Consider the following 10,657-nt stretch of genomic DNA (forward strand, 5'->3'; position numbering starts at 1 on the left):
GCACGCAGGCTGGCTTGCACCGTCGCCAAGCCGAGACCCGCGCTGACAAGGCCGAGCGAGGTCAGCGGGTCCGCCGTCTCATAGGCGATGTCGGGCAAAAAGCCGGCTTTGGCGCAGGCGGCAAGGAACTGGCCGCGATTGGTGTCGTCCGGCTGGCGCACGACGGTGATCCAGGTGCGACCGTCAAGATGGTGAGGCCCGATCTCTGGCACTTCAACGAGTGGGTCATCTTCGGGGATCGCCAGCACCAGCGGCTCATGCCGCAGCGCCATGGCGGCGACATCCGGATCATCATCGGGTGGCGGCGAGTAGACAAAGCCCAGATCCAGCGACCGCTGCCGTAGCCCTTCCAACTGCGCCGCCGAGCGCAGGCTTCTCAGCTGCAGGTGGAAATCCGGCCGGTCGCGACGGAACTGGCGCAGCATCCCGGCGACAAGCCCGGCATGAACGGCCCCTTCGACATAGCCGATGGCGAGCCGGCCGACGGCGCCGCTGGCCAGGTTGCGGCCGAACTCCTCCACACGTCGCGCATTGGACAGCAGCGCGCGGGCCTCGGTGAGGAAGGCGCGGCCCTCGGCGTTGAGATGGACCCGCTGCTTCGACCTCTCAAAGAGGGAAACACCCAACTGCTCCTCGAGCTGGATGATCTGCCGGCTGAGTGGCGATTGGGAAATATGCAGCATTTCGGCTGCGCGCCCGACATTTCCGGTTTCGGCGACCGTGACGAAATAGCGGAGCTGGCGCAGGTCGAACATTTCTCCTCCAAGGCTCAAGTCCCTTTGGGTCTCAACTTTATCCTAATCAGTCTTGGACTGTCTGACCAGCCAAAAGCGATAATCGGCCATCCCAACCAAAGGAGACCGCCATGCAGTTCTTTGCCCTTCTCGCTCGCAACACCGAAAAATTTACCGATGCCGATTTCGCTCCACTTCTGCCCGGCGAAGCCGAACAGCGGCGCACGCTCTACGCCGAAGGGGCGGTACGTCAGGTGTGGAACCGAGGCGACATCCCGGGCAGCGGCATGATGCTCGAGGCTGCTGATGATGCTGAGGTTCGCGGCCACCTCGCCACCTTGCCGTTGGTCAAGGCCGGCATGATGGACATTGCCGCAATCGTGCCCCTCAAGCCCTACCCCGGCTTCGGCCCGAAGCACTGACAGGGCACATCCGGGGGTGACGAAGGCGTCACCCCCGGATTGACACGGGGATCGACAGACTGTGATCGGCTGTCAAGAAACCGTCACACGAAACCGGCTTCGCGCGTGCTAGGAATCAGTATCAGGCAGCCGCCGTGCGGCGCCATCTTCGGAACATGCATCTGGCACCGCCCATGGACATCACTCTCGCCCCGGAAGGCACCGATCTCTCGCCCTACCTGCCCGACGAGCACGGACTGTTCTTCATCTATCACTTCACCGCTGAGGGCGTGCGAACCAGGGACGCCGCCGCCGCGCACTGGACATGGCGCAGCTACCAGCTTTCCGACATGCGGGCCCGTCACGAAATCGGCGCCGATCGGGTTTTGCCGGCACCGGCGCGTGAAGCTTTCCTGTCCGCCAGCCATGGCTGCCACATCGACCTCGAGGACGACTGGCTCTATGGCGATCTGCCGGACCTGCGCCATGACTATTCGGCGGAAGCGGGCGGGCTTGGCCATTTCCGCTTCGCGCTCAATGACACGATGCTGGTCGGCGCCCGCAAGCAACCGCTGCAGTCGGTCGACAACATCCGCAAGGCGATCGAGAATGGATCGCGCAAGTTCCGCTCGCCAGCCGAGTTGATCGAGGCTGTCGTCGGCCAGTCGTTCGATGGCATGGTGGCGGAACTTGCGGCACTCGGCGACAGTCTCGACGGCATCGAAGACCGTATCGTCTGCGACGCATGGCACAATGAACGGCAATCCCTGGTCGACGCGCGCCGGCATCTGGTGGTGATCCACAGGCAGATGGCGACGCTGACCAATCTGTTCCGTCACCTTGATCATTCGCACCGCAACGACCTGCCAGACAGCATCAACGACATGGCCGCGCGCCTTTCACACCGGGCGCAGACGCTGCACTATGACGGCGAGCAATTGCAGGCGCGCGCCCGGCTATTGCAGGACGAGCTTATGGCAAAGCTGACGACGCAGTCGAACCGGCTGCTGTACGTCCTGTCGGTGATGACGGCGGTGCTGTTGCCGATGACCATCATCTCAGGCCTGTTCGGCATGAACGTTGGGGGCCTGCCGCTGGTCGACACGCCAATGGGCTTTTGGGTGGTGACGGCTGTGTCGATGGTGATCGCGGGCGCGACCTATCTCTTTGTCAGGCGGCTCGGACAGATGTAGCACCCGCCGGCAGCTTTCACGCAGTGGCGCGAAGATCCTCGATGATGGTGCCGGCGGCGGCCACTTCCGCTTCGTGATCGGGCTCGCGCCAGGTCTCGGCAAGCCCAGCCGCATGCCATTCGCGCATCGCCGGCAGAGCAAGCAACTGCGCCGGATACGCTGCAGCCGCACCCTCGAAGGAGAGCCCATAAGACTGTGCGCGGAACGCCACCGGGGCAAAGAAAGCATCTACTGCGGTGAAATGAGCGCCCGCCAGAAATGGCCCGCCGAAACGAGCAAGACCATCATTCCAGAGGTCGCCGAGGCGAAAGAGGTCCTGCTTCAGCGCATCGGACATCGGAAACGGCTCTACCCGCACGCCGCAACTCATCGGACAGGCGCTGCGCAATGCGGTGAAGGTCGAATGCATCTCGGCGGCGGCCGAGCGCGCCCAGGCGCGCGCCTTGGCTTCGACGGGCCACACGCCATGGTGGCGTTCGGCCAGATATTCGACGATGGCCAGCGAATCCCAGACCGCCCAGCCGTCGTCGACCAGGCACGGCACGCGGCCGCTCGGTGAGAAGGAACGGTACAGATCCCAGCTCGATCCGGTCGGGAATGGCGTCAGCCGTTCCTCGAATGGGATATCCAGCGCGCGCATCAGCACCCAGGGCCGCAGCGACCATGAGGAATAATTTTTGTTGGCGATATGCAGCAGGTACATCGAACCCCCTTACCGTGCGGGCTGCGGCGCGGCGCGTCGCGCTGTCGTCAACATCGACCAGGAATAGACTGCCAAAGCCGCCCAGATCAGCGCAAAGGCGATGGCCTGGATGGTGCCGAAAGGCTCGTCGAAGATCAGAACGGCGATCAGGAACACCATGGTCGGCGCGATATATTGCATGATGCCGATGGTTGACAGCCGCAGCAGCTTGGCGCCGAAGGCGAACAGCAACAACGGCACCGATGTGACTGGACCGCAGCCGATCAGCAACGCCGTATCCGTGCCACTGCTGGATACGATGTGGTCCTGTCCGGTCGCGATGAGATAGACTATGTAGCCAAGTGCCGGCACCGACAGCAGAAGGACTTCGAGCAAAAATCCCTGGCTCGGGCCGATCGGCAGCGTCTTGCGGAAGAAGCCGTAGGCGGCGAAGGAAAACGCCAGTGCCAACGACACCCAGGGCAGCTTGCCGCCTTCGATGGTCAGCACGGCGACGGCGACGGCCGCCAGCACCACCGCCGCGATCTGCAGCCGGTCGAGCCGCTCGCCGAGCAGCAGCGCGCCGACAACGACGCTGACCAGGGGATTGATGTAGTAGCCGAGCGCGGTTTCGACGGTGCGGTCGACCGCGATCGCCCAGACATAGATGCCCCAGTTGACCGAGATCAGCGCCGCCGTCAGCGCGGCCATGGCGATGGTGCGCGGCGAACGAAGCGCCGCCTTGAAATCCGCCGTGCGGCCGGCCCAGATCAGAACGGCGGCGGCGATCGGCACCGACCAGACGATGCGATGGGCAATGACTTCCGCGAGCGGCAGATGAGCGACCGCCTTCATGTAGAAGGGCAGCAATCCCCATAGCAGATAGGCGCCGAGCGCCAGCAGAAAGCCGCGCCGGGCCTTGGACTCTGCATCCAGGGTAATTGCTTCAGTGGCCATGGGCCAACGCTATGGCCCAGTCACCTTGGCAAGACCATCGCAAAGTTCTGATGGATCAATGGACTTTCGCTGATGGTTCAACCCTATTCGGCGGCCACCAGTCCGGCCATCTCGCGGTTCTTCATCAGCTTGTAGACGATGGAATCCATCAGCGCCTGGAACGAGGCGTCGATGATGTTCTCGGAAACGCCGACCGTCCACCAGCGCGCGCCGGTGCCGTCATGCGATTCGATCAGAACGCGGGTGATCGCCTCGGTACCGCCATTGAGGATACGCACCTTGAAGTCGGCCAGCTCCATGTCGGCGATCTCGCCCTGGAATTTGCCGAGGTCCTTGCGCAGCGCGATGTCGAGTGCGTTGACCGGGCCATGCCCCTCGGCCACCGACATCTTCTCCTCGCCATCGACCACCACCTTGACGATCGCTTCGGAGACCGTCTTCAACTGGCCGTTGGCGTCGAAGCGGCGCTCGACCATACAGCGGAACGAGGTGACGTTGAAGAATTCCGGCAGGCCGTGCAGCATCTTGCGGGCGAGGAGTTCGAAGCTGGCATCGGCGCCTTCATAGGCATAGCCCTCGGCCTCGCGCTCCTTGACCACGGATATCAGCGCGTCGAGCCGGTGATCGTCCTTCGGCACCTCAATGCCGCGTCGCCTCAGCTCGGCGAGGAAATTGGCCTTGCCGCCCTGGTCCGAGACCATGACACGGCGGCGGTTGCCGACCGTTTCGGGGGGGACGTGCTCGTAGGTCGCCGGCTCCTTGGCCAGTGCGGAGGCATGAATGCCGGCCTTGGTGGCGAAGGCGGAAGCGCCGACATAGGGCGCTTGCGCCTCTGGCGCTCGGTTCAGGAGTTCGTCGAATGCGCGCGACAACCTGGAAATGCCTGTCAGCGCCTCAGCCGAAATGCCAGTTTCGAAACGATCGGCGAAGGCCGGCTTTAGCGCCAGCGTTGGCACGATCGAGATCAAATTGGCGTTGCCGCAGCGCTCCCCGATGCCGTTGAGCGTGCCCTGGATCTGGCGCACGCCAGCCTCGACAGCGGCGAGGGAATTCGCCACGGCCTGGCCGGTGTCGTCATGGGCATGGATGCCGAGATGATCGCCTGAAATGCCTGATAAAATAACCTTCTCGACGATGGCGCGGACTTCCGATGGCTGCGTGCCGCCATTGGTGTCGCACAGCACCACCCAACGCGCCCCGGCATCATAGGCGGTCCTGGCGCAGGCCAGCGCATAGTCGGGATTGGCCTTGAAGCCATCGAAGAAATGCTCGCAGTCGACCAATGCCTCCTTGCCGGCGGCGATCGCCGCCTCGACGGAGGCCTTGATGGCATCGAGGTTCTCCTCATTGGTGCAGCCGAGCGCGACACGGACGTGGTAGTCCCAGCTCTTGGCGACGAAGCAGATGGCATCCGATTTCGATTGCACAAGAGACGCTAGGCCGGGATCGTTGGACGCCGACACCCCTGCCCGCTTGGTCATGCCGAAGGCGACGAATTTGGCGCGCTCCGTGCGCTTCTCCTGGAAGAAGGCGGTGTCGGTCGGGTTGGCGCCGGGATAGCCGCCTTCGACATAGTCGAGGCCAAAAGCGTCAAGCAGTTTTGCGATGGCGATCTTGTCCTCGACGGAAAAGTCGATGCCCGGCGTCTGCTGGCCATCGCGCAATGTGGTGTCGAAGAGATAGAGGCGCTCGCGGGTCATGGTCATTTGCCTGCAAACTTGTCCGTCGCGCGGATCAGCCGGTCGAGGATACCCGGCTCCGAATAAGCATGGCCGGCGCCCTCGATCAGATGGAAATCCGCCTTTGGCCAGGCCTTGTGCAGCGCCCAGGCATAGCGCGCCGGGCATGGCATGTCGTAGCGGCCATGGACGATGGTGCCGGGGATGTCGCTCAGCCTGTGCGCGTCGCGCAGCAATTGTCCCTCTTCCAGCCAGCCGGCATGGACGAAATAGTGGTTCTCGATGCGGGCGAACGCGACGGCATAGTCGTCCTGCCCAAACGGACCGCTTGTCTCAGGCTCCGGCAACAGCGTGATCGTTTCGCCTTCCCACAGGCTCCAGGCGCGGGCCGCCTCGATCTGCGCCTTTCGATCCGTGCCGACCAGCCGCTTGCGATAGGCGACCATCATGTCGCTGCGCTCGGCCTCCGGGATCGGCGCCAGGAAGCGCTCCCATTTGTCCGGGAACATTTCCGAGACGCCGAACTGATAGTACCATTCCAGTTCCGCACGCGTCAGCGTGTAGATGCCGCGCACCACCAGTTCGCTGACGCGTTCTGGGTGGGTCTCGGCGTAGGCGAGCGCAAGCGTCGACCCCCAGGAGCCGCCGAACACCAGCCATTTGTCGAAGCCGGCCATTTCGCGCAGCCGTTCGATGTCGGCGACCAGGTGCCATGTCGTATTGGCTTCGAGCGAGGCGTTGGGCGTCGATTTTCCGCAGCCACGCTGGTCGAACAGGATGACATCGTAGAGCTTCGGGTCGAACAGCCGCCGGTGTTTTGGCGAAATGGTGCCGCCCGGCCCGCCATGCAGGAACACCGCCGGCTTGGCGCCTTTAGTGCCGGAACGCTCCCAGTAGACCTGGTGGCCGTCGCCGACATCGAGCATGCCGGAATCGAACGCCTCGATCTCGGGATAAAGCGTACGCAATTGACTGCTCATAGTTGTAAACCTTTGGTCGGCCAGTCCGGCGTTTCATGGTCTGGGTGCTGGAAGGAGATGATGGATTCCTGCCTGTTGTAATAATCAGGATCCTGGTGGACGGGCTGATCGAAGATCGTCTCCACCCAGGGCAACCGCGCGGCATAGTTGACCTGGATCTGCGGTGCCAGGTCCGAACGGTCGTCGAAGGCACCGATCGCGATTTCCAGCCCGCCGGGCTGCCGATATGTCAGCGGCGTGCCGCAGCGGGCGCAGAAACCACGATCGATGTTGACCGACGACTGGAAGTAACTCGGCTCTTCATGGGTCCATTCGACGCCATCTCTGGGCACCGTGACCAGCGCGCCGAAGAACGAGCCGAACTGCTTCTGGCACATGCGGCAATGGCAGATGGACGGACGGCCGAGCGCTCCATGAACGCGGAAGCGCACGGCGCCACACTGGCAGCCGCCGGTTCTTACCTGATCGGTCATGATCTTTCCTTTGGCGGCCATTGTTCGGTGTCGTGGTCGGGGTGCTGGTAGGAAACGAGATCGGCCAGATAGGAGGCCGACGACATGTCGGCCATGGTGTCCTCGCCCGGCAGTTGCGGGATCGAGTCGACATAGGGCAGCTTTGCCTCGATCCCCCATTGAATCAGCGGCACGATCTCCGCTGGATTGTCGAACGCACCGATGGCGAGGCCAACCCCGTCCGGCGCGGTGAAGGTCAGCGGCGTGCCGCAATCGGCGCAAAAACCGCGATCGACATGGTTGGACGAACGGAAGTATTTCGGCTCGCCGCGCGTCCAGTCGAGCCTGGCGCCACGCACCGAAACCAGCGGCGCGTAGAACGCGCCGAACGCCTTCTGGCACATGCGGCAATGGCAGACCGAAGCGTCGCCCAAAGCGCCTTCAACGCGAAAGCGCACCGCGCCGCACTGGCAGCCGCCGGTATAGATCGGTCGGTTGTCGAGGCTCATCGCTGATCACTCCGGCGCATGGCAGACGGCCTCGACGTTGTTGCCGTCGGGATCGAGGACGAAGGCGCCATAGTAGTCCGGGTGATAGTGCGGGCGCAGGCCCGGCCCGCCATTGTCCTTGCCGCCGGCGGCAAGCGCCGCAGCATAGAAGGCTTCGACCTCGGCGCGGCTGCGCGCGGTGAAGGCGACGTGCTGATGGGCCTTCTGACCATCCTTGCCTTCCTGCAGCCAGAATACCGGCCGATCGCGACCGTAGCCACCGACCTTTTTACCGCCGGTGTACTCCAGCGGCACCATATACAACAGCGCGGCACCAAGCGGCGCCATCGCCTTGTCATAGAAAGCCTTCGAAGCGTCGAAATCGGCAACGTTGATGCCGAGATGATCGATCATCTTTTTACCTCCCAGGTGGTGATGCGTTCGCCTGTGACCGGATCCTTGCCGTCCTTCAACTGTATCCCCTGGGCCAGCAGGTCGTCGCGGATGCGGTCGGCTTCGGCCCAGCTCTTGGCGGCGATGAACGCGAGACGCTTGGCGATGGCCTTGCCGACGTGGCCTTCATCAACCTTCGCCGACGCGACGTCGAAGCCGAGGAACAGCAGCGACGCCTTCAGCGATGCAGCGGCATCGTTGCCGTCCATTGCCTCGCCGGCCAACTGGGTCAGGACCTGGAAGGCGGCATAGGTGGCGAGATCGTCCGACAAGGCGTCAATGATCTCCACGGGCACCTGTCCCGCCGCCGTCGGCGCGAGGTCGGCCCCCCGCTTCCATTTTCGCAGGGTGTTCTCGGCCTCTTCCAGCTTGCGCACGGAAAAGTCGATCGGCTCGCGATAATGCGTCATCAGCATCGCCAGCCGCAGCACCTCGCCCGGCCATTTGCGGCCGCCGAAGGTCTCGGTCTCCAGGAGTTCGTTGATCGAGTAGAAGTTGCCGAGGCTCTTCGACATTTTCTGCCCTTCGACCTGCAGGAAGCCGTTGTGCATCCAGATGTTGGCCATCATTTCGGTGCCATGGGCGCAACGCGACTGGGCGATCTCGTTTTCATGGTGCGGGAAGATCAGGTCGAGGCCGCCGCCATGGATGTCGAAGACCTCGCCGAGATAGGCGGCCGACATCGCCGAGCACTCGATGTGCCAGCCCGGCCGACCCCTGCCCCATGGCGAATTCCAGCCCGGCTCCTCCGGTGACGACAACTTCCAGAGGACAAAATCGCCGGGATTTTTCTTATGCGCGTCGACGGCGACGCGAGCACCGGCCTGCTGCTCGTCGAGATTGCGCTTCGACAGCTGGCCGTAGTCGGGCATCGACGCCGTGTCGAACAGGACTTCGCCCGCAGCAACATAGGCATGGCCGCGTTCGATCAGGCTTTGAATCAAGGTGATCATGTCAACCTTGCCGTCGGCACGGGGCTCGACGAATTCGGTGGCGCGCGGCTCGACCGTCGGCTCCAGGCAGCCGAGAACCGCCACGTCGCTGTGGAACTGGTCGGCGGTCTTTTCGGTGACCCGCCTGATCGCCTCATTCAACGACAGCGTGCCGGAAGCGATCTCGCCGCCGAAATCGCGCAAAGCGCGCGCATTGATCTTGTCGTCTACGTCGGTGATGTTGCGCACATAGGTGACGTGCGTCTGCCCATAGAGATGGCGCAGCAAGCGGAACAGCACGTCGAAGACGATCACCGGCCTGGCATTGCCGATATGAGCAAAGTCGTAGACGGTCGGGCCGCAGACATACATGCGCACGTTCAGCGGATCGATCGGGACGAAATCCTCTTTCGTCCGCGTCAGCGTGTTGTAGAGGCGCAGGCCCTGCGATGCGTCGGACATTCGTGCCTTCCCGGTTCAGAACTCAATTCGACGAAGCCAGCCCTGCGCGAACGCAAATCAGGCTCCAGCCTGCTGGCCGGGGCGTTTGTCCAATCTGGGGAGAGATGAGGCGAAAACGTCCGGACCAGCGCGAGGCTAGCCAATAATGCAAATGCCACAAATGGCGAAAGACGTTTTCATGGGCGGCTTTATCGCCTTGGCTTGTGTTGCCGTCAAGTCGCAAGTTTCGGCAAAACCGTCGCTGGGTCACAGGTAATGATGCACTGAAACATTTTATTAAACATGTCGGCACAGTCATGAAACATTCGCCGGCTAGATCAGCAGGCGTCACGATTTGGTCAGAATCGGCCATCAAACGCAGACACGAAAATGTTACCAGGGAAGAGAGACATGCCCCGAACCAAGCAGGAAGCCAACCGCGCCAAGCAGCCGGCGCTGGCCAACCACTATCGCGCAATCGGCCCGGCCGCGATCGTCGCCGCCCTTCTCCATACCGCCAAGAAGAAAAAGCCGGCGCAGAAGATCGTTTCGCCCCGCGCTGCCTGAAGGGGTGGGCGGCCGGCGCCAATGGCGCCAGAAATGAAGGCGCCGACGCGCGCGCCCTCTGCTAGAACAACGTCATCTGACTGTCGTCCGCGCCGGACTTCTGGCGCTTGACCTTCTCGGGCTCCGGCCCGATCTCGCCCCGCTCCTGAATCTCCGGTCCGGTGTTGGCGACCTTGTTGACGAGGTCGGAGACCGGAATTGCCTCGAAGAAATCGAGCTGAGCCGGCCGCAACAGATCGGCGACATCACGCGGTTCGAGCGTGCGGCAATCCAGCCAACGGGCGAAATCCCTGGGGTCGATCACCACCGGCATGCGGTCGTGGATATGCGCGATGTCGGCATTGGCGTTGATGGTCAGGATGGCGCCGGTGTCCATTTCCGAACCGCCCGGCTCGGCATAGGTCTCGATCAGCCCGGCGAAGGCAACCAACCCGCCATGCCTGGGGCGTATCCAGTAAGGCTGCCCCTTCTTGCCACCGGTTTGCCGCCATTCATAAAAGCCGGACGCCGGCACCAAAGCGCGGCGATGGCGCATGGCGGCCTTGAACGACGCCTTTTCGGCAGCCCCTTCGGAGCGCGCGTTGAACAGCAGCGGAAACTCGCGTGTATCCTTCACCCAGGTCGGGATCAGCCCCCAGCGCACCAGCATTGGCTGCCGGTCCGGCAGATTGGAGCCCGGCGCCTGCGGAGGGCCGGCG

At 63.2% G+C, this 10,657-nt stretch carries 13 protein-coding genes; 3 read left to right on the forward strand and 10 right to left on the reverse strand.

The features are described from left to right. Window positions 1–755 (reverse strand): LysR substrate-binding domain-containing protein (locus ENZ74_RS09775; RefSeq protein ID WP_127312750.1); only part of this gene is annotated, 755 nt, incomplete at its 3' end. Window positions 756–865: 110 nt separating this feature from the next. On the opposite strand from ENZ74_RS09775, the gene ENZ74_RS09780 reads away from it, so the two are divergent. Continuing rightward, on the forward strand, window positions 866–1,156 hold the full coding sequence (locus ENZ74_RS09780) for a muconolactone Delta-isomerase family protein (protein WP_013532552.1): 291 nt from the start codon (window positions 866–868) through the stop codon (window positions 1,154–1,156). A 173-nt stretch (window positions 1,157–1,329) separates the two neighbouring features. Continuing rightward, window positions 1,330–2,328 (forward strand): transporter, encoded by a 999-nt coding sequence (locus ENZ74_RS09785; protein ID WP_063167702.1) that lies wholly within the window; start codon window positions 1,330–1,332, stop codon window positions 2,326–2,328. 16 nt (window positions 2,329–2,344) lie between these two features. Here the strand turns inward: ENZ74_RS09785 and ENZ74_RS09790 are convergent, their stop codons facing one another. From ENZ74_RS09790 to cysS, 8 genes are all read right to left on the reverse strand, one after another. Next, window positions 2,345–3,031: a glutathione S-transferase family protein gene (locus ENZ74_RS09790; RefSeq protein ID WP_127312751.1), complete on the reverse strand. Its 687-nt coding sequence runs from the start codon at window positions 3,029–3,031 to the stop codon at window positions 2,345–2,347. 9 nt (window positions 3,032–3,040) lie between these two features. Further along, window positions 3,041–3,967 (reverse strand): EamA family transporter RarD, encoded by a 927-nt coding sequence (gene rarD, locus ENZ74_RS09795; RefSeq protein WP_013532555.1) that lies wholly within the window; start codon window positions 3,965–3,967, stop codon window positions 3,041–3,043. Window positions 3,968–4,050: 83 nt separating this feature from the next. Next, window positions 4,051–5,673, reverse strand: coding sequence for a citramalate synthase (gene cimA, locus ENZ74_RS09800; RefSeq protein WP_174299068.1), 1,623 nt, complete (start codon window positions 5,671–5,673; stop codon window positions 4,051–4,053). Continuing rightward, the gene (gene pip, locus ENZ74_RS09805; RefSeq protein WP_013532557.1) at window positions 5,670–6,626 is read right to left on the reverse strand and encodes a prolyl aminopeptidase; all 957 of its coding nucleotides are present in this window, start codon (window positions 6,624–6,626) and stop codon (window positions 5,670–5,672) included. Before pip ends, cimA begins: the two co-directional genes overlap by 4 nt. Beyond that, on the reverse strand, window positions 6,623–7,099 hold the full coding sequence (locus ENZ74_RS09810; protein WP_013532558.1) for a GFA family protein: 477 nt from the start codon (window positions 7,097–7,099) through the stop codon (window positions 6,623–6,625). The genes pip and ENZ74_RS09810 overlap by 4 nt, the downstream gene beginning before the upstream one ends. After that, window positions 7,096–7,587: a GFA family protein gene (locus ENZ74_RS09815; protein ID WP_013532559.1), complete on the reverse strand. Its 492-nt coding sequence runs from the start codon at window positions 7,585–7,587 to the stop codon at window positions 7,096–7,098. The genes ENZ74_RS09810 and ENZ74_RS09815 overlap by 4 nt, the downstream gene beginning before the upstream one ends. A 6-nt stretch (window positions 7,588–7,593) precedes the next feature. Beyond that, window positions 7,594–7,980 carry a VOC family protein gene (locus tag ENZ74_RS09820; protein WP_013532560.1) on the reverse strand — a complete coding sequence of 129 codons (387 nt, stop codon included), beginning with the start codon at window positions 7,978–7,980 and terminating at the stop codon, window positions 7,594–7,596. Further along, on the reverse strand, window positions 7,977–9,413 hold the full coding sequence (gene cysS, locus ENZ74_RS09825; RefSeq protein WP_013532561.1) for a cysteine--tRNA ligase: 1,437 nt from the start codon (window positions 9,411–9,413) through the stop codon (window positions 7,977–7,979). Before cysS ends, ENZ74_RS09820 begins: the two co-directional genes overlap by 4 nt. Before the next feature lie 390 nt (window positions 9,414–9,803). On the opposite strand from cysS, the gene ENZ74_RS09830 reads away from it, so the two are divergent. Continuing rightward, window positions 9,804–9,959 (forward strand): hypothetical protein, encoded by a 156-nt coding sequence (locus tag ENZ74_RS09830; RefSeq protein WP_013532562.1) that lies wholly within the window; start codon window positions 9,804–9,806, stop codon window positions 9,957–9,959. Between the two features lie 61 nt (window positions 9,960–10,020). Here the strand turns inward: ENZ74_RS09830 and ENZ74_RS09835 are convergent. Beyond that, the coding region (locus tag ENZ74_RS09835) for an SOS response-associated peptidase (protein ID WP_164760987.1) at window positions 10,021–10,657 on the reverse strand (637 nt) is incomplete at its 5' end.

Origin of the sequence: Mesorhizobium sp. M7A.F.Ca.CA.002.15.2.1 (assembly GCF_003998715.1) — a bacterium.
Classification (GTDB): Bacteria; Pseudomonadota; Alphaproteobacteria; order Rhizobiales; family Rhizobiaceae; genus Mesorhizobium; species Mesorhizobium ciceri.

Coding starts and splice junctions, on each gene's coding strand:
- cysS (WP_013532561.1), bottom strand. CDS start 9,413: ATGTCCGACGCATCGCAGGGCCTGCGCCTCTACAACACGCTGACGCGG.
- ENZ74_RS09780 (WP_013532552.1), top strand. CDS start 866: ATGCAGTTCTTTGCCCTTCTCGCTCGCAACACCGAAAAATTTACCGAT.
- rarD (WP_013532555.1), bottom strand. CDS start 3,967: ATGGCCACTGAAGCAATTACCCTGGATGCAGAGTCCAAGGCCCGGCGC.
- ENZ74_RS09785 (WP_063167702.1), top strand. CDS start 1,330: ATGGACATCACTCTCGCCCCGGAAGGCACCGATCTCTCGCCCTACCTG.
- ENZ74_RS09810 (WP_013532558.1), bottom strand. CDS start 7,099: ATGACCGATCAGGTAAGAACCGGCGGCTGCCAGTGTGGCGCCGTGCGC.
- pip (WP_013532557.1), bottom strand. CDS start 6,626: ATGAGCAGTCAATTGCGTACGCTTTATCCCGAGATCGAGGCGTTCGAT.
- ENZ74_RS09830 (WP_013532562.1), top strand. CDS start 9,804: ATGCCCCGAACCAAGCAGGAAGCCAACCGCGCCAAGCAGCCGGCGCTG.
- ENZ74_RS09815 (WP_013532559.1), bottom strand. CDS start 7,587: ATGAGCCTCGACAACCGACCGATCTATACCGGCGGCTGCCAGTGCGGC.
- cimA (WP_174299068.1), bottom strand. CDS start 5,673: ATGACCATGACCCGCGAGCGCCTCTATCTCTTCGACACCACATTGCGC.
- ENZ74_RS09820 (WP_013532560.1), bottom strand. CDS start 7,980: ATGATCGATCATCTCGGCATCAACGTTGCCGATTTCGACGCTTCGAAG.
- ENZ74_RS09790 (WP_127312751.1), bottom strand. CDS start 3,031: ATGTACCTGCTGCATATCGCCAACAAAAATTATTCCTCATGGTCGCTG.